The following is a 23,604-nucleotide window of genomic DNA, read 5'->3' on the forward strand; positions in this document are numbered from 1 at the left end:
GCGCATGGACATGGCTTCGGCATGGTGTAAATCCTGACTGTGACTCACAGCTTAGGAAACGCCATGCCGGATACAGCCCCTCCCGTCATCACCCCACGCGGCGCGAAGATCGAGCCCTCGGCCGGCGCGCCTTTCGAGGCAGTGCGCGTGGCCCGCGATGTGCTGCACGCGTCCCGCACGGCAGCACTCGCCACGCTCGATCCCGTCAGCGGTTATCCCTATACAACCGCGACCAATATCGGCATCGAGCCGGATGGCACGCCGTTCTTCTTCGCGGCCGGGCTGACGCTGCACGCCCGCAACATGGAAAGCGATTCGCGTATCTCGCTGACACTCGCCCCTTTCGGCAAAGGTGACGCGCTGACGCTGCCGCGCCTGACACTGGTGGGCAGGGCGGAACAAATCAGCCCGGATGAAGTGCCGATCGCCATCGCGCGCTACGTTGCCCGCTACCCCAAAGCGAAACTTTATCTCTCCCTTCCCGACACAAGGCTTTACCGGCTGCGGACGGAAGGCGTGCAGATTAATGGCGGCCCGGCCCGCAACGCCAGCAATATCATCCCCGCCGATCTGCACACCGATCTGTCAGGCGCAGAAGAACTGATGGCGGCGGCGGAAAGCGAAGCGACCCGCCTTAACGCCATCAAGGGCGAAGCAGCTCGGCTCGCAGTTCTAGCTGGCGCAAAGGCTGGCCGCTGGACGATCACCTCCATCGATCCGGATGGTATCGATTTCGCCTCGGCAAATGATCTGGCGCGACTATGGTTTGCGGAGCGGGTGGAGACGTTGAAGCAGTTTGAGAAGGCGCTTGCTTCGCCGGTGAGGTGACGGACGCAAGCGTTTCAAAAAACATGAAAATTGCTTCTACTTGGCATTTTGTGGCCATGTCGCCGCGCCGCGCCGTCACCCCGGACTAGATCCGGGGTCCAGCGCGATCAAGTCCTTGATCGCGAAAGACTCTTTCACGGCGCAGACGCGCCCTGGCTGGATGCCGGGTCAAGCCCGGCATGATGGGGCGAGTTTTTGACCCCATCCCATCAAAAAAGGCCGGGCCGCATTCCGCGACCCGGCCTTTTCTTGAAGATCAGACTGATGCTCAGAGAGCAGCGGTGACGATGAATTCAACCTTGTAATCCGGCGTTGCCAGCGCGGCTTCGCTGGTGGCGCGGGCCGGCGGGTTTGCCGGGTCGATCCAGCCTTCCCAGACAGCGTTCATTTCGCCGAAGGTGGACATGTCGGAGAGGTAGATGATGGTCTGCAGGATCTTCGACTTGTCGGAACCGGCAGCGGCCAGCAGGCGGTCGACTTCAGCGAGAGCCGACTTGCTCTGTTCCGTCACGCTCGTACCTTCGCCAACCTGGCCGGCCAGATAAACGGTGTTGCCGTGAACGACGGCGCCGCTCATGCGCTTGCCCGGCTCGATACGCTTGATGGTCATGGAAAACTCCTGTTGATTGGCACTTGAAAAATAGAATGACGCGCGAAAAATCAGCCGCGCAGGTGATGGGTCTTTTCGTAGATCGCTGTGGAGCGCGCGCCGGAACGGCAATAGCCGAGCATCGGGCGCTGCAATTCATCGAGCGCATCCACCATGCCGGCAACGGCATCGGCGTCGACGCCATAGCGGCCGACCGGCACATGCATGATCGTCAGGCCAAGCTGCTCTGCACGCTCGGCAATATCGGCAAAAAGCGGCTGACCGTCTTCTTCGCCGTCCGGGCGGTGGCAGACGATCGACTTGAAGCCGAGTGCCTTGATCTCATCCAGATCGGCGACGCTGATCTGTCCAGTTACCGAATATTCGTCGTCTATGCGCCTGATATCCATGTCATGCCTCCTGAAACCGGCGTCCGCGCCGCTGGCCGTCATCCTTGAAATCCGCATCCGATGTAAGCGGTCAAATCCCATGCGTCAATGACGCGCGGTCTTCATTCGGTACGGCTCAGAGGATGGAAAAGCGCAGACCGAAGGAACGGCTTTCGCCCGGCTGAAGAATATTGAATTCACCGGCTGCCTCGAGCTCGCTACGCCCCACCCAGCGATGCGAAACCGGCTCGATGCCGAGCACGTTCGCCGGTGCCTGCTGGTTGCGCCACATCTGCAGATAGGGCAGCGTCTCCGTGCGAAAACGCACGGTGAGCGTCTTCCCGCCAATGGCCACAATCGGGCCGAGTTTCAATTCCGCCCATTCATCCTTACCAGCCGAGACACAGAAAACACTGCCTGGCTCCTCGCCAAAACGCCAGCCATGACCGCCGCCATCCAGCATTGCGCCTTCAAGCCGCACCGCATCGTCAAACAGGCGGGCGCCGACATTCATATGGTACATCAGGAACACTGGAATCGGACGCCCGGACGTATTCACGATCCTGTCATCGAGGCTGACCTCGCCGCTTTCGCCGTCGATCTTCCATGTCCGTTCCAGCAGCGCCGTGCCGCCATCGGCAAGCTTCACGGGAACCTCGACGCGCGCCAGCGCATTGGACTCGAGAACATCGAACGCGGTGATCGTTGCGGGATGCGAGGAGAAGGAGCCATGCAAAGGATATCGACGCCCCTCGCGGTCACCATCAATCGGTTCGGGATGACGGATATGATCGGGACCACAGGTAAAAAGAAAGCCTTCAAGCGAGTGGTCGATACGCGCATCGCCATCATCGGGAATGGCGCGGCCGGGCGCGATGTCTATGCCGTCGACGACGCAGGCGCCGATATCGAAAACGGACGTCTCATCGAGGAAAATGCGTGGCGATCTGCCAGCCCGAAACGAACGCAAGACAACCTCCCTGTGGCAGTAAAAACGCATGGTTCACGGAAACGCTACTAACCGTGACGGAAATTAAGATTGCATTAACCGCGAATTCACCTTTTTCACAATAGGGTCAAGATTACGGTGTGTTTATCGGTGACGAAGCAAGGGATAGCAGAATCGTGAAACAGTTTCTTAACGCAGCTCTGGGCCTGACGATTGCCGTGGCGTCGATTTTCGCTCCGCTACAGGCTGGTGCGCAGCAGCGTTATGGCGAACAGACCATGCTGGTTACGCCTGATGGCCGCGTTCTCGATTTCATGCCGGAACGTGGCGACATCGTCATCAGCCGTGACGCGATGGGTCGTACCGTGTTCTATGACCAGTACGGCAACCTGCTGGCCACCGAAATGCCCTCTGGCTACCAGCAGCGGCAGCAGGTACGCCAGCGCGACACCACCTATTATCCACCCGCCCCCGGCGGCCAGTATCGTGAGCCGCCGCGCGACTACGGTTATCAGGACAACGGCAGCGTGCGCGATTACCGCGAATATCGCGGTGACGGCTCCGATGAGAATCTCTACACAGGTTCCGTGCCAGCCCCCGGCGCGGTGGAAAGCGGCCCCCTCGGCCAGCCGATGCCGGAAGAAAGCACCACGGCCGCCGTTCCGCAGCCGGATCACCTGATCGAGCGGCATACGCCGGTGACAACGCCGGTCAACCGTTCCCGCCAGGAAATCGTCGCGCTCCAGACCTTCCTCGACCGCGAGGGCATCTCCCCCGGCGTGATCGACGGGAAGATGGGCGACAATGTCAACAAGGCGATAGCCGCCTGGCAGGACATGACGGGCGAAAAGCTCGACCCGAACAATTCAGAAGACATTCTGGAGCGCCTGCGCGCCTCAGGCGGCATGCCGATTGTGGATTACACGATCACCGCCGCCGATGCCGCCGGCCCCTACGTGGCCTCCATCCCGGACGACTATGCCGAGAAATCGCAGCTGCCTGCCCTCTCCTTCACGTCGACCTCGGAAGCGCTGGCCGAACGCTTCCACATGGATGAGAACTATCTGAAAGAGCTGAACCCCGGCGTCGATTTCTCCGTGCCCGGCACCATCATCAAGGTCGTCAATCCCGGCGAGGCAAAGAAGGGGCAGGTCGCCCGCATCGTTGCGCACAAGGGTATCAAGCAGGTCTTCGCCTATGGCCAGGACGGCAATCTGATTGCCGCCTATCCCGCCACGATCGGCTCCACGGACACCCCCTCGCCAAGCGGCACCCATACGGTAGAGCGTATCGCGCTCAATCCGGGCTACACCTATAATCCCAAGATCAACTTCAAGCAGGGTCAGAACGACAAGATCCTGCAGATCCCGCCGGGCCCGAACGGTCCTGTCGGCACGGTCTGGATCGCCCTGTCGAAGCCGACCTACGGCATTCACGGCACGCCGGAACCCTCGAAGATCGGCAAGACGAACAGCCATGGCTGTATTCGCCTGACCAACTGGGATGCCACCGAACTGGCGAAAATGGTCCGTCCCGGTGTAGTGGTCGAATTCGCGGAATAAATCGACTGGAAGAAAAGGAAAAAGCCCGGTGGTCCGGGCTTTTTTAGTTATGACGTTTCAGTCGCGCTTTTCCGTCAGGAAATATAGCAGCGCCGCTACGGGAAGAGCAAAGCCGATCCAGGAGGCGGCTTGCCATTCGCCAACCGCATAGGCCCAGCCGCCAACGGCGGAACCAATTGCACCGCCCATGAAAAACGTCGCCATATAGATGCCGTTCAGGCGGCTGCGGAATTCCGCCCCCAGCGTGAAGATCGCCCGCTGCCCGAGCACCAGATTGGTAGTGACACCGAAATCCAGAACGATTGCGGCAATGACAAGAATGGCGAGCGCCAGATGCGATCCCTCGGGCGCTAGATGCGTGACGGCGAAAGAGAGTGCTACCGCCAGCAGTGCAAAGAATGTCGCCGCCCGCGTCCATCCGCGATCGGCCATCCGCCCGGCAATCGGGGCGGCGACGGTGCCGGCCGCACCAGCCAGTGCGAAGAGTGCGATCTCACCCTGGCTGAGATTGAAATGTGGTCCACTCAGATAAAGAGGCGTCGTGGTCCAGAACAGGCTGAAGGCCGCGAAGAGAAAGGCGTGATAGATCGCCCGCCGCCGCAGGACCGGCGTGTGAAGCGCCAGCCGGCCCATCGACGCCATCAAGGCGCCATAGCTCAGCCGCGCTTCAGGCACACGGGTCGGCAGGAGCCGGAAAAGCACCACGGCAAGAAGCGCCATGACGGCCGCAGACGTCAGAAACACACCGCGCCAGGAGACAACTTCCGACAGAAGGCTGGAAACCGGCCGCGCCAACATGATGCCAGCCATCAACCCGCTCATGACATTGCCGACCACCCGTCCGCGAATGGCATGCGGCGCCATATGGGCCGCATAGGGAACGATGACCTGCACCGCCACCGAACTGACCCCTACCAGGAAGGCTGCGATCAGAAACGGCGTCGCATGAGGCGCGAATGCTGCGGCCGCAAGGGAAAGCACCGCCATGGAGACGGAACCGACGACCAGCTTGCGGTTTTCCACGAGATCGCCGAGCGGCACGACAAACAGCAGACCGATACCGTAACCAATCTGTGTCAGGGTCACGATCAGCCCCGTCGCGCCAGCGGAAAGGCCAAGCTCCGCACCGATGATGCCGGCAAGCGGCTGACCATAATAAAGATTGGCCGCGATCAATCCGCAGGCTGTCGCCAGCAGGAAAGTCAAAGCCGGGGAAATGGATGGTGCCTGAATATCATCCCCATCAATTACACGCGTCGTCATCATTTTCTCCAATATGGAAACAATCGTTTCCTAAATATTCACAAAATTAATCGGCAAGCCGCATGGCAATATCCACCACGGCCACCATGTCTTTAAGGCTCCGCCCTGTCTTTCCCACCACGCGCATACCGTACATCATGCACAGCATCGCCCGGGCAAGATCATCGGGATCAGCCTTGGACCGCACGGAACCATCCTTCTGCCCTTCGGCAACGAGGCGGGCGACGATCCGCTCCCTCGCCTTCACGGCCCTCTCGACAACGACGGCGATGTCGTCGTCCAGTGCCGCCAGATCGGCAGCAGCACCAACCACCAGACATCCGTCGGAGCCGACACCGCCGTGGGATCGTTCGGCGTAAAACATCAGCCCCGCTCTCAGCCGCTCATAACCGGTGTCGAAACCGGCCACAGCTGCCTCGAAACGCTCGGTCTGCATGATCCTGTAGCGCTCCATCGTCGCGATGAAGACGGCTTTCTTATCCTTGAAGGCCTTGTAGAGGCTACCCTGGGCCAGCTCCATCGCATCGGTAAGATCGCCTACCGAGGTGGCGTGATAACCACGCCGCGAGAATACCTTGATCGCGCCATCGAGCGCGCGTTCAAGATCGAACTCGCGCGGTCTGCCGCGATGGCGCTGTTCCGGGGAATGGGGCTGGCTGAAATTGCTCATGAGCCGAATATAGGAAACGATCGTTTCCAAATCAAGCAAAAATTTCGCGCCATGAAGAGGTCGCGGGAGCGCCTCGTAAAGGCGCCTCTTCTCCGCATTTTTGTGGGGAACCCATTTCACCAAACCGTCGCACCGTCGCCGCAACCGGGCCGGATTGGCAACGCGAGGTCAGGCAGCCCTGCGTGTCACGAGACGTGCCAAGTGCGCAACGCGCCTCGGAAGTCTTTTCGGCAGGAGGTTGATGACTTCCTCGGCAAAGGCCGCCGCATTTTCTACCGCCTTGTCGATATTGCTAACCTTCTTGCCATCCAGACAGAGAAGCGTGCCGCCATAGTCGAAAATATCGCGATAGGCCGCCCGCTCGACAATCGCCGTGTTGAGCACGGAGACGTTCTTTTCCGCCAGCAGCATCTTGACGAGCAACAGCGAACGCGTTGCCACCATGGCGTTGACCCGTGTCAGCACGATGGAATGGGCGATCGCCTTACCCATCTTGCGGTTCAGGAATTCGATGTGATCGAGAACTTCGGCAGCGCCACGCGCATCCATGGCCGATCCCTGGACCGGGATCAGAACATGATCGGAAATACCGAGCGCCATGGTCAGAAGCGGCGTTTTTGCGCCGGGCAGGTCAATGATGAAACAGTCTGTATTGGCCCGGTTTTCGCGAATGTGGCCTTCAAGCGAAGCCATCGTCACATGCGAAATCACTGACAGGTTTTCTACCATGCCCGAGAGTTCGTACCAGCGGGAAATCCACAATTGCGGATCGGCATCCAGAACCGTCACCCGATGGCCGCTACGGGCGAGTTCGGTCGCCAGAAGCAGCACAGCCGTGGTTTTTCCGGCGCCGCCCTTGGTATTGGCGAAAGTGATGACTGACATGATACCCCCTGTTTGTCAGAGCCGTTTCATGCTCATTCACGCACCGACGCACTTCATGGTGCTTTCCATAATCTTAACGAACAGGGTTAATAAAACGCTAATAACGATTACGCCGCGGAACAAAAAGCCCGCGATGGCGTCGCGGGCTTCATGGATTAGAGGTCGTATGGTCGCTCGGCACCGATGCGGGGTACAGCGTCGCCGCAGGTTTCTTCTCCCCGCCGGGGAGAAGAAACAAGCGGCACCCTCTCAGCCTCTCACAAACCTGGCGATCAAAGGTACTCCTTAAAAGCAAGCCTCAAAAAGCGCCTTGGTATTCTCAAGCGTCATCGGCACCGGATTTCCACCGCAGCTCGGATCCTTGATCGCTTCCGCCGCCAGTTCGTCGATACGATCCGGCTTGATGCCCATGGCGGTGAGGTTCTCAGGCACGCCGAGTTCCTTGCGAAGCTCCAGCACATAGTCATAAAAGCCGTCGAAACCGCCGGAAATGCCAAGATAGGCAGCGGCGCGGGCAATCTTTTCCTCGATCGCCGGGCGGTTGAAACGCAGCACCGCCGGCATGACGACGGCATTGGTCATGCCGTGATGGGTGTTGTAGACAGCGCCGATCGGATGCGAGAGCGAATGGATGGCGCCGAGGCCCTTCTGGAAGGCAACCGCCCCCATGGCCGCCGCCGCCATCATGTTGGTGCGCGCTTCGATATCCGTGCCATCCTTATAGGCGCGCGGCAGGAATTCCTTGACGAGACGCAGACCCTCCAGCGCCACACCGGCACTCATCGGATGATAGAAGGGCGACGAATAGGCCTCCAGGCAATGGGCAAAAGCATCCATGCCCGTGCCGGCCGTGATGACTTTCGGCATACCAACCGTCAGCTCCGGATCGCAGATGACGACGCCGGGCAAGAGCTTCGGATGGAAGATGATCTTTTTCACATGCGTCTGCGAATTGGTGATGACGCTGGCGCGACCGACTTCCGAACCGGTGCCGGCCGTCGTTGGAACCGCGACAATGGGCGCGATCTTTGAGGCGTCCGCGCGGGTCCACCAGTCGCCAATATCCTCGAAATCCCAGACCGGGCGGGTCTGCCCGGCCATGAAGGCGATGGTCTTGCCAAGATCGAGGCCCGAGCCGCCGCCGAAAGCGACGACGCCGTCATGGCCGCCATCGCGATAAGCTTTCAAACCCGCTTCCATGTTGATTTCGTTCGGGTTCGGATCGACCTCGGCGAAGATCGCCCGGCCGAGACCCGCCTCTTCCAGCACGTCAAGCGCATGCGCGGTGATCGCCATATTGGCAAGACCGCGATCGGTGACGAGCAACGGCTTTTTGATGCCGAGCGTCTTGCAGGCTTCCGCCAGTTCCTTGATCCGGCCACGGCCAAGCTTGACGGCGGTGGGGTAGCTCCAGTTGGCGACGATATTCATTTCGTGACTTTCTTCAGATGGTAGGATTTCGGACGGGTCAGGTTCTGGAAACCGAGGACGGAGAGCGAACCGCCACGGCCCGTTTCCTTCACACCGGTCCAGCAAAGCGCCGGGTCGAGATAATCAGCGCGGTTCATGAACACGGTTCCGGTTTCGATCTCGCGGCCGATGCGCCCGGCGCGGGCGGCATCCTGTGTCCAGAGCGAGGCGGTCAGCCCGTATTTGCTGTCATTCATCAGCGCGATGGCTTCGTCGTCGTTCTTCACCTTCATGATGCCCACCGCAGGGCCGAAGGTTTCTTCGGTCATGAACTCCATCGAATGATCGACATTGACGAGGACTTGCGGCGCGACATAGGCGCTTTCGCCATCATCGGCAGGGAACAGCTTTGGATCGACAAGTGCTTTGGCCCCCTTCGAGACGGCATCGGCCACCTGCGCGCGCACCACCTTGGCAAAACGCTTGTTGGCCATCGGCCCGAGCGTCGTTTCCTGTTCCAGCGGATTGCCGAGCTTGTAGTTGGATACCCACGCGACCGACTTCTCGACAAAGGCGTCATAGAGGTTTTCGTTGACGTAGATACGCTCGATACCGCAGCAGCATTGCCCGGAATTATAGGTGGCGCCATCCATCAGAGTATCGACGGCGGCATCCAGATCGGCATCTTCCATGACGTAACCGGGGTCCTTGCCGCCGAGTTCAAGCCCGAGACCGGTGAAGGTACCGGCAGCGGCGCGCTCGATGGCACGGCCACCTTCCACCGAACCGGTGAAGTTGACGAAATTGAACAGGCCCTCGGAAATCAGCGCCGAGGTCGTGCCATGGTCGAGGAAGACATTGATGAAGACATCGTCAGGCACACCGGCCTCGACAAAAGCCCGCACCATGCGCTCGCCGACCAACAGCGTCTGCGCCGCATGTTTGATGACGACCGTATTGCCGGCCATCAAAGCCGGCGCGACGGTGTTGATCGCCGTCATGTAAGGATAGTTCCAGGGCGCGATGACAAAGACCACGCCATGCGCCTCACGCTCGATACGGCGTTCGAAATTGCCGCTTTCCTCGATGACGAGCGGCGCCAGCGCATCGGCGGCGATGGACGCGACATAGTTCGAGCGCTCGTTGAAGCCCTTGAACTCGCCGCCATAACGAACCGGACGGCCCATCATATGGGCAAGTTCCGGCACGACCTCATCCACCATTTCATTGAGGCGTGCGACACCTTTCAGAACAAGCTGAACGCGGTCCTCAAGCGGACGTCGCGCCCAGTCCTTCTGCGCCTTGCGCGCTTTCGAAACGGCGGCGCGCGCCGCCTCCAGCGACATCGCCTCCCGCTCGGCATAAACCGAACCGTCGATGGGCGAGATATTCTGGATCATGGTCATGATGTTTTCCCGTAATGATTAGGCCCGTTCGAAACCGCGCGCCACTTCCCAGTCGGTCACGCGGCGGTCGTATTCTTCCTGTTCCCACCGTCCGGCATGGACGTAATGATCGATCACATCGTCGCCGAAGGCGCTGCGCAGCATTTTCGATCCGTCCAGAAACGCGGTGGCGTCACGCAGCGTCTTTGGTATCTCGCGCACGTCCTTGCCGCCATAGGCATCACCGACAAAAGCGGGCTCAAGTTCGAGTTTATTTTCGATGCCGTCAATGCCTGCTGCAAGCAAGGCAGCCATGGCGAGATAGGGATTGAGATCGGAGCCGCCGACGCGGCATTCGATGCGGATGCCCTTGGTATCAGCGCCACAGAGGCGATATCCCGCCGTGCGGTTATCGAGGCTCCAGATCGCCTTGGTGGGCGCAAACGTGCCGGCCATGAACCGCTTGTACGAATTGATGTAGGGCGCCAGAAAATAGGTGATCTCGCTGGCATGGGCCAGAAGCCCGGCAACATAATGCCGCATCAGCTGCGACATGCCATGCTCGGCGTCCTTGTCCAGAAACGCCGGGGTCTTGCCGTCGAGGCTCCACAGCGACTGGTGAATATGCGAAGAACTGCCGGCAGCATTGTAGTTCCACTTGGCGAGGAACGTTACCGCCTTTCCCTTGGACCAGGCGATCTCCTTGGTGGCGTTCTTGATGATGGCGTGCCGGTCGGCCATGGTCAGCGCCTCGGCATAACGAACGTTGATTTCCGCCTGACCGGGAGACGCCTCGCCCTTGGAATTTTCAACCGGAATGCCGGCGCCCTGCAGCCCCTTGCGCAGCGCCCGCATGACGTCCTCTTCCTTGGTCGTCTGGAAGATGTGGTAATCCTCGTTATAGCCGCTGGCGAGGTTCAAGTCCCTGTAACCGCTGGCGCGCGCCGCATCGAAGGTCTGGTCGAACAGGAAGAATTCTAGCTCGGTCGCCATATAGGCTTTCAGCCCCATGGCCTCCAGCCGCGCCACCTGCTTCTTGAGAAGCGCGCGAGGCGAATGCGGCACCTCTTCGTGGGTGTGATGATCGAGCACGTCGCACAGCACCAGCGCCGTGCCTTCCAGCCACGGCACCCGCCGCAGCGTCGAAAGGTCTGGCTTCAGAACGTAGTCGCCATAGCCCTTTTCCCAACTGGACGATTTGTAACCGGGAACGGTTTCCATTTCCATGTCGGTAGCGAGTACGTAATTGCAGCTATGGGTTTCCTCATAGGCGCTTTCAACAAAGAACTCGGCCTGAAACCGCTTGCCCATCAGACGCCCCTGCATGTCCACAAGGCAGGCCAGAACCGTGTCGATGCGCCCTTCGGCAACATCCATTTTAAGCGCGTCAAATGTGTAGCTCGTCATTTTATCCGTTCCCTTTATTGTCGTGACCGGGCGGCCGGGATGCGGCCACCCGTTTGTTTAAGCATCAGGCCTTTGCAGCCGCCGCTGCCATGGCAGCCTGCTTGTGCTCCAGCGCGAATTCCTCTTCCGGCGAGAGGATGAGACGATGGCGGCCGATGAAGGCGAAGTAGGCGATCGCAACGGCAAACCAGACGGCAACCCAGAGCACGCCCTTCGTGAAGTTCGGATCCTGGATCTGGTAAAGCAGCGTGACGATGGCGATGATGATTGTCAGCACCGCACCGGGAATACCGAAGGGCGAACGGAACGGCCGCTCGATATGCGGCAGGTTCTTGCGGAGCAGGATGAAGGAAATCGCCTGCATGATGTAGGAGAACATCGCACCGAAAACGGCCATGTTCAGAAGCACGCTGCCGATGATGCTGCCGCCCGCTTCCGCACCCAGCGAGAACCAGATGACCAGCATGACCGCGAGCCCGACGATCGCGCCGGTGATGTTGGCCACGTACGGCGTACGATATTTCGAGTGGGTAATGGACAGCACGGTCGGGAAGTAACCCGCACGCGACAGCGAATAGATCTGCCGGCCCTGCGCGTAGAGGATCGTATGGAAGCTGGCGATCAGGCCGGTCAAGGCAACGAGACCGAGCAGCACCACGCCGCCATCGCCATAGATCGCCTTGAAACCATCGAGCAGCGGCTCAAGCGAGGAGCTGAGATGGAAGGCGCCGACGCCCGGCAGGGATGGGTTGAGCAATACGATCATGAAGGCCGAAACCATCAGCGTCACCATGCCAAGGATGATCCCCTTCGGCATGTCGCGTTTCGGATCGACGGATTCCTCGGCCGCCAGCGGCAACTGCTCGATGGCCAGGAACAGCCAGACCGCGAAAGGCAGCGTGGCGAGAACGCCAGAGAAACCGAAGGGGAAGAAGGAGCCGCCGCCCTCCGGCAGTTCCACCGCCTTGCCGTCAGGTCCGACACCGATATTGAGCGCAAAACGCGAAAAATCGATGTTGGGGATTGCGCTGATCCAGAAGAACACCAGAACGGCGAGCGAAATCAGTGTGATAACGAGCGTCACCTTGAACGAAAGCTCAAGCCCGAAGACGTTGAGTCCCAGGAAAATCGCATAAAACACGATCCACACGAGGGGTGAATAGGCCGGATCGAGGCCGAGAATGGAGTTCACATAGGCGGTGATGAAGGTGACGACGACCGCCGGCGTCAACACATATTCAACATTCTCGCAAAGTCCGGTGATGAACCCGCCCCACGGACCCATGGCCGTGCGGGCAAAAGAATAGGCCGCACCCGTATGCGGCAGTGCCGGGCTCATTTCCGCGATCGAAAATGTCAGCCCGAGATACATGGCGGCGATGATGATGCCCGCCACCAGCATGCCGCCCCAGCCGCCGGTGGAAAATCCGAAATTCCATCCGGAAAAATGCCCTGAGATGACCGCCCCGACGCCGAGCGCCCAGAGCGACCAAACGCCCGCATAACGGGATAGTCCGCGTTTTTCGAAATAGGATGCATCAGCCTTTTTGTAGCTGACGCCTGATGATGAACTGTCCATGCCCTTCTCTCCTGATAAGAAAAAAACAAGCCAGTCAGCCAGGATTGGCCGATTGTGCCCCAGTCTTCGGCGCCGTCGGGGAATTCCCGGATCGCGCCGCACGCATCTGCTGTTCCCGTGCCGCTTCTTGCCCCGGCTTCTTTGACCGGCTTGATCGGATGGCGGCAGTCTCTCTTTTAATGGCAGGCCCCGGTGTGTTCACCGTCGGCCTCCCCTGCTCCCTCACTCGTCTATCGATGCGAGTGCTTTCCCCATAAGCTCGTAGAGAAAAGCGGCGATCTGCGCCTGCTCTCCTTCATTGGTGATAAGATCGTTGCGGATTTCGATCATGACGTTCAACAGCCCATCCGGCAGCGCATGCAGCCGCAGGGTATGGGTCACACCGTCTTCCGGTCCGTATGGATCGTTGCGATTGACGGTGAGCGATGACCCCTCGGAACCGGCGAGCATCGCGTCCGCAAGCCGGCTGTCGTTATCGTGCAGGATGCCGATTTCCACCTCGCGGAACTGGCCATGATAAACCGGCGTGAAACTATGGATCGTCGCCACCACCACCTTGCGGCCGGCGGCCTGACGCTCTGCGATAATCCCGCTCACCCGGTCATGAAATGGCACATAGAGCGCCGAGGTGCGGGCAAAACGCTCCGCTTCACCGAGATCGAAATTGCCGGGAATGTCGTAAATCTCGCTTTTCACCGGCATGGCGGAAGGTGATTCGGGCGGGCGGTTACAATCGTATACGAGGCGCGAAAAGCGTTGATAAACCAGTGTCGCGTCGAATTTCTCTGACAGCAGCCGGGCAACGGCGAGAGCACCCGGATCCCAGGCGGCATGGCTGGAAAGCACATCAGCCGCAAGCCCTAGATTACCCAGTTTCTGCGGAATGGTCGAAGACGCATGTTCGCAGACGAGAAGGATATCGCCCTTACCCTCGGCGTTCTCGACGCCGACGGCATGCCCTTCCGCTTCTGTGAAAAACCGTGACCGCAGCGTCATGCACGAACCCCACCCGGAACCCCCGCGTTCCGTCAACGCCGAAAAGAATTCTTCACATTATTGCGAGTGTCAAATGGATTTTTGAAATTTTCTCTTCATTTTTCCATTGACTCGGCGGCGCGCGCAGATGTTTATTTTGACCATGTACCGGCAGAAGACCGGAAGGGGAAAAGTTTGCGCAGCACGACGGCGACCGTCTCGGATGTCATCCATGCCCATTACGACGCGTTGACCCGTTCGGAAAAACGGCTGGCGGAAAGCCTGCTTGGCAACTACCCCGTATCCGGTCTCGGCAGCATCACCACCATCGCTGACAATGCCGGCGTTTCCACGCCGACGGTGGCGCGCATGGTTCAGAAGCTGGGCTACAAGGGGTATCCGGAGTTTCAGGCGCATCTGCACCAGGAACTGGAGGCGACGATTTCCGGCCCGGTCGCCAAGCATGACCGCTGGGCGACCAATGCGCCGGGCCTGCACATTCTCAACCGCTTTGCCGACGCCATTACCGGTAATCTGCGCGATACGCTTGGTGATCTCGACACCGCCGTCTTCGACAACGCCGCAGCGCTTTTGTCAGACCGCAAGCGCAGCATCTATTTCGTTGGCGGGCGCATCACCGGTGCGATTGCCGAATATTTCTTCACCCACATGCAGGTGATACGGCCGAAGACAACGCTGATGTCGTCCAATTCCAGCGCCTGGCCGCAATATATGCTGAACATGAGCGCTGGCGACGTGCTCGTCATTTTCGACATCCGACGTTACGAGCACGATATGACGACGCTCGCCGAGGTGGCCAAGGCAAATGGGGTGCAGATCATCCTCTTTACCGACCAGTGGACATCGCCGGTGGCGCGTCATGCGCTGCATATTTTCCGGGTCAAAATCGAGGCCCCGTCCGCGTGGGATTCGTCTGTCGTTACGCTTTTTGTCGTCGAGGCGCTGATCGAAGCGGTGCAGAGCGGCACGTGGGACGAAACCAAGGAACGCATGAACGCGCTGGAGGGCCTGTTTGAACAGACACGCCTGTTCCGACGCCCTGATAGAACGTGAATATGCGTAGCCGGCATACGACTTGACGCCGATGCCGCACGCTGATTGGATACCTGCGATCGCTACCAGCACGATAAAGCAGGGGAAAAACCAAGCTGGGGAACGCATCTGATCCAACGGACAAAAACGGTCAACTCGCGCAATTGCTGGCAAAAAGCCCGATAATGGCGGAAAATGGGTTTAAAGTGGCGGAATCCGGATAAATGAATTGCCATCCAGCCGTCACATTAGCTTCATCGAGACTCCGTATCAGCGTCCGCAATATGAGAACACGAAGAGGAGAAAAAAGTGATCTCTCACTGCCGCCGACTGCTTGCTACAACCACCGCACTGGTCATCGCCTCCACCGCTATTGCCGCCGCTGAGCCGAGCGCCGAACTGATCGCCGCCGCCAAGAAGGAAGGCATGCTGACCACCATCGCCCTGCCGCACGACTGGTGTGGTTACGGCGACGTGATCGCCGCCTTCAAGGCGAAATATCCTGAGATCACCGTCAATGAACTGAACCCCGACGCCGGCTCCGCCGACGAAGTCGAAGCAGTCAAGGCAAACAAGGACAATAAGGGCCCGCAGGCGCCTGACGTCATTGACGTCGGTCTTGCTTTCGGCCCGCAGATGAAGGCCGAAGGCCTGCTGCAGCCCTACAAGGTCTCCACCTGGGACGAAATTCCTGACAACGTCAAGGATCCCGAAGGTTACTGGTATGGCGACTATTACGGCGTGATGTCCTTCTTCGTGAACAAGGATCTTGTCAAGGAAACGCCGAAGGACTGGGCAGACCTTCTGAAGGCTGACTATTCCGGTCAGGTCGCGCTTGCGGGTGACCCGCGCGCCTCCAACCAGGCGATCCTCGGTGTTCTCGCCGCCGGTCTTTCAACCGGAGCAAAATCCGGCAAGGAAGCCGGTGAAGCCGGCCTGAAATATTTCGCCGACCTCAACAAGGCTGGCAACTTCCTGCCGACTATTGGCAAGGCTGGTACACTTGCACAGGGTGCCACGCCGATTATCGTTGCCTGGGACTATAATGCGCTGTCCTGGAAGAAAACGCTGAACGACAACCCGCCGACGGAAGTCGTCGTTCCCGAGAAGGGCGTTCTCGCCGGTGTTTACGTGCAGGGCATTTCCGCTTACGCCCCGCATCCGAATGCTGCCAAGCTGTGGATGGAGCACCTCTACTCCGACGACGGTCAGCTCGGCTGGCTGAAGGGTTATTGCCACCCGATCCGCTTCAACGCCATGGTCAAGGCCGGCAAGGTTCCGCAGGACCTGATCGACAGCCTGCCGCCGGCAGCAGCCTATGAAAAGGCGATCTTCCCGACGCTCGAGGAAGTCGATGCCAACAAGGCGGCCGTCACTGGCGGCTGGGATAGCGTTGTCGGCGCGAACGTGAAGTAAATTGTTGAAAACGCACCCCGGCCGATCAAAGCCGGGGTGCTTCTTTTATAATATAGACCTTTATAGACAGACCGTTTGAAAACGGCGTTTGGGGACAAGGATGCCATCAACCAACACCGGCGGACCATCCGACGCGCGCAGAAAGCTGCCGCTGCATTGGATAGGCGTCGTACCTTTTGCCGTTTTTGTGCTGCTGTTTCTGATTATGCCGACGATGAAGATCGTCGTTGGCGCGTTCCAGCGGACAGACGGAACTTTCACGCTTGAAAACATTGCAGGGCTTTTTACCGCATCCATCCTTTCGGCCTACTGGATCTCGATAAAGATCAGCCTCGCTTCTGCAGCGCTCGGCTGCCTGATCGGCTTTGCCGTCGCCGCGGCCGTAGTGCTCGGTGGTCTGCCGCAGCGTATCCGCGGACCGCTTCTCACCTTTTCAGGCGTCGCCTCGCAATTCGCCGGGGTACCGCTTGCCTTCGCCTTCATCGCCACGCTTGGCCCGGTCGGCCTCCTGACCGTCTTCCTGAAGACGCAGGTCGGCATCGATCTCAGGATGCTCGGCTTCAACATCCTGTCCTTCTGGGGTCTCACCGTCACCTATCTGTTCTTCCAGATTCCGCTGATGATCCTCATCATCACGCCCGCGCTTGACGGCCTGAAGCGCGAATGGCGCGAAGCGGCGGAAATTCTCGGAGCCACCGGCTTTCAATATTGGCGCATGGTGGCCTTTCCGATCTTGCTGCCGTCGCTGCTCGGCACCATGTCGCTGCTGTTTGCCAATGCCTTCGGCGCAGTGGCCACCGCAATTGCGCTCACCGGCTCCTCGCTCAACATCGTACCGATCCTGCTCTTCGCGCAAATTCGCGGCGACGTTCTCGGCAATCCGCATCTCGGTTACGCGCTCGCCTTCGGCATGATCGTCGTGACAGGCATTGCCAATGCACTTTATATCTGGCTGCGCGCCCGCAGCGAAAGGTGGCTGAAATGAAGCGTTTCTTCGCCTGGGGCGCGCTGATTTTCGGCCTGCTCTATTTCGCCCTGCCGCTGATCGGCATGACCAATTTCTCGCTGAAAATGCGGCGCGGCGAATATTCTTTCGACGCCTATGCCAAGGTGCTGGGCGACCCGCGCTTCCAGGAGACCTTCAGCTATTCCGTCGTCATGGCGCTGTTCACCATCATTTTTGGCGTCCTGCTGGTGGTACCGACAGCCTATTGGGTGCGGCTGAAACTGCCGGGCCTGCGCCCCTATATCGAATTCATCACGCTTCTGCCGCTGGTCATCCCGGCCATCGTCATCGTCTTCGGTTATATCAGGCTTTACAACACCTCCAGCTGGCTGCCGCTGACCGGCACGAGCTTCGGCACCAACCTGCTGTTGATGTTCGGTTATGCCACGCTCGCCCTGCCCTATATGTACCGCGCCGTAGACACCGGTCTTCGCACCATCGATGTGGCCACACTGACGGAAGCGGCGCAGAGCCTGGGTGCGGGCTGGACGACCATTCTCTCGCGCATCATCCTGCCCAATGTTCTGGTCGCTGTGCTCTCGGGCGCCTTCCTGACCTTCGCCATCGTCATCGGTGAATTCACCATGGCGGCCCTTTTGAACCGCCCGGCCTTCGGGCCCTATATGCAGCTGCTTGGCGCCAACCGCGCCTATGAGCCGGCAGCGCTTGCCGTGATTTCCTTCGGCATCACATGGGGTTGCCTCGGTCTGATCCAACTCGTTTCACGCTACCAGAAGGGCGCGCCTCCCAAGGCCTGAGGACAATATTTCATGAGCTTTTTGACACTTAGCAACATCAAGAAATCCTTCGGCTCCGTCCAGGTCGTACATGATTTCAACATGGCCATCGAAAAGGGCGAGTTCGTCTCCTTCCTCGGGCCATCGGGCTGCGGCAAGACCACGGTACTGCGCATGATCGCCGGGTTCGAAATCCCGACCGGAGGCTCGATCGTCATCAATGGCAGGGACCAGACAACGCTCCGGCCCAACCAGCGCAATATTGGCATGGTGTTCCAGGCTTATGCGCTGTTCCCGAACATGAACGTCTATGAAAACGTCGCCTTCGGCCTGAAAGTCGCTGGCAAACCGAAAGCCGAAATCGACGCGCGCGTGAAAGAAATGCTCCAGCTCATCCACCTGGAGCATCTGGCTGACCGTTATCCCTACCAGATGTCGGGCGGCCAACAGCAACGCGTGGCGTTGGCCCGTGCGCTCGCGCCGAAGCCGGAAGTGCTTTTGCTGGACGAACCGCTCTCGGCACTGGACGCCAAGATTCGCGTTTCGCTGCGCGAGGAAATCCGTCAGATTCAGCAGAAACTCGGCATCACCACCATTTTCGTGACCCACGATCAGGAAGAGGCCCTGTCGATTTCCGACCGCATCGTTGTCATGAATGGCGGCCGCGCCGACCAGATCGGCTCGCCCTTCGATATCTACAACACGCCCGCGACCCGCTTCGTCGCTTCCTTCGTGGGCACGCTGAACCTCATCGACGCGATTGTGGCGGACTCCTCATCCAACACCATCCAGGTCGGGGAGCAGCAGATCACCCTGCAAAAGCCGGTCAATGCGGCAAACGGCGAAAAAATCACCCTTGCCCTGCGCCCTGAAGCGGGTTCGCTCGGCAGCGACGCGAAAGGCGATGTCGCCATTTCCGGCACGGTCACCTCCAGCCAGTTCCTCGGCTCGGTCATCCGCACCCGCCTCGATCTCGGCGGATCCACGCTGTCATTCGACATGTTCAACGATCCCGGCACAGCGCCGCCCGCCGTCGGTGAGCAGGTCACGCTGAAATTCGCAGCCGGCGACCTGATGCTCATCAAGGACTAAAACGCTTTTCCAGACGCAAAACCGCTTCGCCCATTTGCGGGAGATGGTAGAGCAGGTATGACTTCGAACCTGCATACCAACGATGTGAGGCCATGATGCGCGCGCTTTATTACGAACGATTCGGTGAGACCCCCGTTGTCGCGTCCCTGCCGGATCCGGAACCGACAGATGGCGGTGTGGTCATCGAGGTAAAGGCCACCGGCCTTTGCCGAAGCGATTGGCACGGTTGGATGGGACATGACCCGGATATTCGCCTGCCGCATGTTCCCGGCCACGAATTCGCCGGGGTGATTGCCGCTGTCGGCAAAAACGTCACCCGCTTCAAGACCGGCGACCGCGTCACCGTGCCCTTCGTCTCCGGCTGCGGTCATTGCCATGAATGCCGCTCCGGCAACCAGCAGGTCTGCGAGGCGCAGTTCCAGCCCGGCTTCACCCATGGGGGCTCCTTCGCCGAGTATGTCGCGATCGATTACGCCGATCAGAACCTCGTGCATCTGCCCGATGCGATGAGCTACGCGACGGCGGCCGGCCTCGGCTGCCGGTTTGCCACCTCCTTCCGGGCAGTGACCGATCAGGGACGCCTGAAGGGCGGTGAATGGCTGGCGGTGCATGGCTGCGGCGGCGTCGGCCTGTCTGCCATTATGATCGGCACCGGCCTCGGTGCGCAGGTCGTCGCCATCGACATCGCCGAAGACAAGCTCGAAATGGCCCGTCAGCTCGGCGCAACGGCCACCATCAACAGCCGGTCCGTGGCCGACGTCTCCGAAGCGGTGCGCGAGATCACTGGCGGTGGTGCACATGTTTCGGTCGATGCGCTGGGTCACCCGCAAACCTGCTGCAACTCCATCAGCAATCTGCGTCGGCGCGGCCGTCATGTGCAGGTGGGCCTCATGCTGGCAGACCACGCCATGCCCGCCATCCCCATGGCCCGGGTGATCGCCCACGAGCTGGAAATCTACGGCAGTCACGGCATGCAGGCGTGGCGTTACGACGATATGCTGGCTATGATCGAAAGCGGCAGGCTCGCGCCGGAAAAGCTGATCGGCCGCCACATCTCCCTGACCGAGGCCGCAGCTGCCTTGCCCGCCATGGACAGCTTCAGGGAAAGCGGCATCAGCATCATCGACCGTTTCGAATAGTGCAGGCTCCTGAGACCGTCTGAGGTTTAAGGATTCGCACCGATCAGGCGCTCCTGCGTCCGAATGTCCGGACCGGAGCGGCTCCCGGGGCAGACGCATGGACCGACGATGCTGTCGGTCCACGCGCCGCGTGATCCGTCTGGCTATCGCTCCACTGACGGTTTACCAGCTGTTTCTTGCGGACCTCCAGCGGGTCGGGAGTGTCCTCCTCCTCCTGCCGCTTACTTCCCGCAGCTGCGGAGATCGTCGCCAGTCGCGAAATCCACCGCACTAGCTGCATGCCCTTGTGAACAAGCACGAAGATACCAACAATTGCGACCGCTATGATAATCACGAGGTTCCAGGGCGCGTCGCTGGCCCTCGCCGCCCGCTCCATGCGGTCTTTTGTCGTCGGATCAAAACCAAGCGTCGCCTTCAGCCTAGCGATGTCCGCATCGCTGAGCCTGCTGTAACGCTCGCCACGATACAGCACATAACCGCTCCTATCCCCGCTGTTGAGATAACCAATGTCGAATGCTTCCCCGTTGCGAAGAAAAGGCTCTCTGTCCGGCAGATCATAAACAAGATCGATGGTCTCGCCGCCGCCGAATCCGGGGATGACAAAAAACCGGGACTTCCGCGCCTCAGCTTCGCTCACGAATATCGCGGAAAATAGAAACGCGACCGAAAAAAGCGCAATATGCTTCATTCACTCTCTCCAAAAACAACGAGAATGATGACAACTGGCATTACCGAATTAATTTGAAGTATATACTTGCGATAACATCTTAAATTTAAGATGTATATTGTATATATCTAATGTCGATCGATTTATTACTTAGAATTGACCCACTAAATTATAATAAAATGGACTTCTAACGATGTGACATGACATATCTCCGCCAACGCTATAAACCATTGGTGCGAACAGCGCCCCACGTTAAGCCGCAATCACACGCAATTGCTTTGAGCATAGCGCCGCGATGATGCGACAGAGCGCAACGTCGGCAAACATGACGCATGAGATACAAGGAACGCGACATGCTGTTTCTCGATAGCGTAACCAAGAAAGAAACCCCGGGCGGGGATGAATATCCTTTCTCGGTTCCGGCGCTGCGCCATCTGGAACGCCTCGAGTTCAAGACGCCGATCACCTTTTTTGCCGGCAATAACGGCTCCGGCAAATCGACGCTGCTGGAAGGGCTGGCGGCGGGAATGACTGCCTATGCCATCGGCAATCACGGTCAGGTAACCGGCGACCTTTACCTTCAGCACGCCGAGACTGTGGCGAGGTCGTTCTATTTCGCCCGCAAGAAATATCCGAAAATCCGCATGTTTCTGCGCGCCGAAGACGTGCTCGGTTATATCCGCCGCCAGAATGAGGAAGCGCTGGATGATTTTCGCTGGGAGCGGGAAAAGGCACTGAAAAAAGGCGAGAATTTTCCGGAGGAAACGCCCGAGACATTTCGCAGGATCGTCAGGAACAATATCCTCGAGCGCCGTTCCCACGGCGAAGGGTTTATGGACATCATGCAGCAGAGATTGCACGGTGCCGGTCTTTATTTTCTGGACGAACCGGAAAGCCCGCTTTCAATGCAGAAACAGCTCGAACTCGCCGCACTCATCCGCCACGCGGCCGATCAAGGCGGGCAATTGATCATCGCCACCCATTCGCCCGTCCTTCTGGCCATTCCAGAGGCAACGATTTATCATTTCGACGAGGATGGTATCACCGAACGTCTTTATGACGAGTTGGAGACCATCGCCTTCCTCCGGCGCTTTCTCGACAGCCCATCGAAATACCTGAGTGATTGAACAGCATAAGGCTTGAAATCGCGCTGCGCTTGCCGCATTCCCATAAGTAATACGAAATTTAGAAAAGAAGCAGCCTCATGTCTCCCATCACCACACCGGCGGCAGCCCGGCCCCTCAATAGCCAGGATTACAAAACGCTCGGCCTTTCGGCCCTGGGCGGTGCGCTCGAATTTTACGACTTCATCATTTTCGTATTTTTCGCGACCGTGATCGGCCATCTGTTCTTCCCGCCTGAGATGCCGGATTGGCTGGTGATGATCCAGACCTTCGGCATCTTTGCCGCCGGTTATCTGGTGCGGCCGCTGGGCGGTATCGTATTGGCGCATTATGGCGACCGTTACGGCCGCAAGCGTGTCTTCGCTTTCTCGATCCTTTTGATGGCTCTTTCCACGCTGGGCATGGCACTGATGCCGACCTACGCGACCATTGGCGTGGCCGCTCCCATCCTGCTCATCATCCTGCGCATGCTGCAGGGTGCCGCCATCGGCGGTGAAGTGCCCGGCGCCTGGACCTTCGTTGCCGAACACGTGCCCTTCCGCCGCGTCGGGCTTGCCTGTGGTTTCCTCACCTCCGGTCTTTCCTTTGGCATCATGCTGGGCTCGTTGATCGCCTTTGCCATCAATTCGCTTTTCACGCCGGAAGACGTCGCCGGTTACGCCTGGCGCATCCCCTTCCTGCTCGGCGGCATTTTCGGCCTCATCGCCGTTTATCTGCGCCGCTGGCTGGAAGAGACGCCGATCTTCATGGAAATGAAAAAGTCGAAGTCACTGACGGACAAGCTGCCGCTCGGGCTGGTGCTGAAGCACCATATGCGCGGCGTGATCATCTCCGCCCTGCTGACCTGGGTTCTGTCAGCGGCAATCGTCGTCACCACGCTGATGACGGCGACCTTCCTGCAAAAGCTCTACGGCTATACGCCAACGCAGGCGCTCGCCGGCACCAGCTTCGGCACGCTGTTCCTGATCTTCGGCGTCATCATTGCCGGCGCGCTGATCGACCGTATCGGCTCCGGCCTCTTCTTCATGGGCGCCAGCATTTTCTTCGGTATCGCCACCTTCACCTTCTACAGCTACGCCGGCACCTCGCTTCAGACCATGTTCTTGCTTTACGGCGTCATGGGCCTTTCGGTCGGCATGGCCGGTGCGGTGCCCTACGTCATGGTGCGGGCGTTCCCGGCATCCGTCCGTTTCTCCGGCCTCTCCTTCGCCTACAACGTCTCTTATGCCGTCTTCGGCGGGCTGACGCCGATCGGCGTGACGACGGCGCTTGCCATCAACCCCATGGCCCACGCCTGGTATCTGGTCTTCATCGCCGTCCTCGCCTTCGCGATCGGTCTCTACCTCTATCTGCGCGGCAGCGAGATAGAGAGCCATGTCGGTATTGAGGAACTGGCGGCATTGCGGTCGTAGGTTCCACAGTAAACAAAAAAGCGCGGGCAAGACCCGCGCTTTTTATTTGTCCCGGCAATGCGTGAAC

The 23,604-nt window shown here is 59.3% G+C and carries 22 protein-coding genes; 10 read left to right on the forward strand and 12 right to left on the reverse strand.

Translation table 11 applies throughout. From position 1 onward, the window contains the following. Positions 1 to 63: 63 nt before the first annotated feature. Positions 64 to 828: a HugZ family protein gene (locus BTN45_RS09415; RefSeq protein ID WP_207587407.1), complete on the forward strand. Its 765-nt coding sequence runs from the start codon at positions 64 to 66 to the stop codon at positions 826 to 828. 268 nt (positions 829 to 1,096) lie between these two features. Here the strand turns inward: BTN45_RS09415 and BTN45_RS09420 are convergent, their stop codons facing one another. From BTN45_RS09420 to BTN45_RS09430, 3 genes are all read right to left on the reverse strand, one after another. Then, positions 1,097 to 1,438: a RidA family protein gene (locus tag BTN45_RS09420; protein WP_004442838.1), complete on the reverse strand. Its 342-nt coding sequence runs from the start codon at positions 1,436 to 1,438 to the stop codon at positions 1,097 to 1,099. Positions 1,439 to 1,488: 50 nt separating this feature from the next. Then, positions 1,489 to 1,827, reverse strand: a complete 339-nt coding sequence (locus BTN45_RS09425) for a TIGR01244 family sulfur transferase (protein ID WP_003522797.1) — start codon at positions 1,825 to 1,827, stop codon at positions 1,489 to 1,491. Positions 1,828 to 1,942: 115 nt separating this feature from the next. After that, on the reverse strand, positions 1,943 to 2,776 hold the full coding sequence (locus BTN45_RS09430) for an aldose 1-epimerase family protein (RefSeq protein ID WP_207587409.1): 834 nt from the start codon (positions 2,774 to 2,776) through the stop codon (positions 1,943 to 1,945). A 155-nt stretch (positions 2,777 to 2,931) separates the two neighbouring features. Between BTN45_RS09430 and BTN45_RS09435 the strand changes: the two genes are divergently transcribed. Next, a complete protein-coding gene (locus BTN45_RS09435) occupies positions 2,932 to 4,317 on the forward strand; it encodes a L,D-transpeptidase (RefSeq protein WP_207587417.1) in 1,386 nt (461 codons plus the stop codon). A gap of 57 nt (positions 4,318 to 4,374) precedes the next feature. Here the strand turns inward: BTN45_RS09435 and BTN45_RS09440 are convergent, their stop codons facing one another. The 8 genes from BTN45_RS09440 to BTN45_RS09475 form a co-directional block, all read right to left on the reverse strand. Next, on the reverse strand, positions 4,375 to 5,580 hold the full coding sequence (locus tag BTN45_RS09440; protein WP_174150180.1) for an MFS transporter: 1,206 nt from the start codon (positions 5,578 to 5,580) through the stop codon (positions 4,375 to 4,377). A 46-nt stretch (positions 5,581 to 5,626) separates the two neighbouring features. Then, a complete protein-coding gene (locus BTN45_RS09445) occupies positions 5,627 to 6,250 on the reverse strand; it encodes a TetR/AcrR family transcriptional regulator (protein WP_207589714.1) in 624 nt (207 codons plus the stop codon). 168 nt (positions 6,251 to 6,418) lie between these two features. Beyond that, positions 6,419 to 7,135 carry a ParA family protein gene (locus tag BTN45_RS09450; RefSeq protein ID WP_004442847.1) on the reverse strand — a complete coding sequence of 239 codons (717 nt, stop codon included), beginning with the start codon at positions 7,133 to 7,135 and terminating at the stop codon, positions 6,419 to 6,421. A 285-nt stretch (positions 7,136 to 7,420) separates the two neighbouring features. Further along, positions 7,421 to 8,566: an iron-containing alcohol dehydrogenase gene (locus BTN45_RS09455; protein WP_207587419.1), complete on the reverse strand. Its 1,146-nt coding sequence runs from the start codon at positions 8,564 to 8,566 to the stop codon at positions 7,421 to 7,423. Next, positions 8,563 to 9,951: an aldehyde dehydrogenase family protein gene (locus BTN45_RS09460; RefSeq protein ID WP_207587421.1), complete on the reverse strand. Its 1,389-nt coding sequence runs from the start codon at positions 9,949 to 9,951 to the stop codon at positions 8,563 to 8,565. Before BTN45_RS09460 ends, BTN45_RS09455 begins: the two co-directional genes overlap by 4 nt. Positions 9,952 to 9,969: 18 nt before the next feature. Further along, positions 9,970 to 11,337: a glutamine synthetase family protein gene (locus BTN45_RS09465; RefSeq protein WP_207587423.1), complete on the reverse strand. Its 1,368-nt coding sequence runs from the start codon at positions 11,335 to 11,337 to the stop codon at positions 9,970 to 9,972. A gap of 64 nt (positions 11,338 to 11,401) precedes the next feature. Next, positions 11,402 to 12,916 carry an amino acid permease gene (locus BTN45_RS09470; protein ID WP_207587425.1) on the reverse strand — a complete coding sequence of 505 codons (1,515 nt, stop codon included), beginning with the start codon at positions 12,914 to 12,916 and terminating at the stop codon, positions 11,402 to 11,404. Between the two features lie 222 nt (positions 12,917 to 13,138). Beyond that, complete coding sequence (locus BTN45_RS09475) at positions 13,139 to 13,912, reverse strand: N-formylglutamate amidohydrolase (RefSeq protein WP_207587434.1); 774 nt, start codon at positions 13,910 to 13,912, stop codon at positions 13,139 to 13,141. Positions 13,913 to 14,086: 174 nt separating this feature from the next. On the opposite strand from BTN45_RS09475, the gene BTN45_RS09480 reads away from it, so the two are divergent. The 6 genes from BTN45_RS09480 to BTN45_RS09505 all read left to right on the forward strand — a co-directional run bounded on the left by BTN45_RS09480 (position 14,087) and on the right by BTN45_RS09505 (position 20,334). Beyond that, a complete protein-coding gene (locus tag BTN45_RS09480; RefSeq protein ID WP_207587436.1) occupies positions 14,087 to 14,965 on the forward strand; it encodes a MurR/RpiR family transcriptional regulator in 879 nt (292 codons plus the stop codon). Between the two features lie 288 nt (positions 14,966 to 15,253). Further along, entirely contained in the window at positions 15,254 to 16,360 is a 1,107-nt protein-coding gene (locus BTN45_RS09485; protein WP_006697730.1) for an ABC transporter substrate-binding protein, read from the forward strand. Between the two features lie 100 nt (positions 16,361 to 16,460). Beyond that, the gene (locus BTN45_RS09490) at positions 16,461 to 17,345 is read left to right on the forward strand and encodes an ABC transporter permease subunit (protein ID WP_037089843.1); all 885 of its coding nucleotides are present in this window, start codon (positions 16,461 to 16,463) and stop codon (positions 17,343 to 17,345) included. After that, the gene (locus tag BTN45_RS09495) at positions 17,342 to 18,124 is read left to right on the forward strand and encodes an ABC transporter permease (protein ID WP_004442862.1); all 783 of its coding nucleotides are present in this window, start codon (positions 17,342 to 17,344) and stop codon (positions 18,122 to 18,124) included. Before BTN45_RS09490 ends, BTN45_RS09495 begins: the two co-directional genes overlap by 4 nt. A gap of 12 nt (positions 18,125 to 18,136) precedes the next feature. Beyond that, on the forward strand, positions 18,137 to 19,195 hold the full coding sequence (locus BTN45_RS09500; protein WP_207587438.1) for an ABC transporter ATP-binding protein: 1,059 nt from the start codon (positions 18,137 to 18,139) through the stop codon (positions 19,193 to 19,195). Between the two features lie 95 nt (positions 19,196 to 19,290). Next, positions 19,291 to 20,334: a zinc-dependent alcohol dehydrogenase family protein gene (locus tag BTN45_RS09505; protein ID WP_207589716.1), complete on the forward strand. Its 1,044-nt coding sequence runs from the start codon at positions 19,291 to 19,293 to the stop codon at positions 20,332 to 20,334. Between the two features lie 43 nt (positions 20,335 to 20,377). Here the strand turns inward: BTN45_RS09505 and BTN45_RS09510 are convergent, their stop codons facing one another. Continuing rightward, positions 20,378 to 21,022: a hypothetical protein gene (locus BTN45_RS09510; RefSeq protein ID WP_207587441.1), complete on the reverse strand. Its 645-nt coding sequence runs from the start codon at positions 21,020 to 21,022 to the stop codon at positions 20,378 to 20,380. 332 nt (positions 21,023 to 21,354) lie between these two features. Between BTN45_RS09510 and BTN45_RS09515 the strand changes: the two genes are divergently transcribed. Beyond that, positions 21,355 to 22,128, forward strand: coding sequence for an AAA family ATPase (locus BTN45_RS09515; RefSeq protein ID WP_207589718.1), 774 nt, complete (start codon positions 21,355 to 21,357; stop codon positions 22,126 to 22,128). Between the two features lie 77 nt (positions 22,129 to 22,205). After that, a complete protein-coding gene (locus BTN45_RS09520) occupies positions 22,206 to 23,537 on the forward strand; it encodes an MFS transporter (RefSeq protein WP_207587443.1) in 1,332 nt (443 codons plus the stop codon). The last annotated feature ends 67 nt before the right edge of the window (positions 23,538 to 23,604 follow it).

The organism is Rhizobium sp. ZX09, assembly GCF_017357485.1.
Taxonomy (GTDB): Bacteria; Pseudomonadota; Alphaproteobacteria; order Rhizobiales; family Rhizobiaceae; genus Agrobacterium; species Agrobacterium pusense.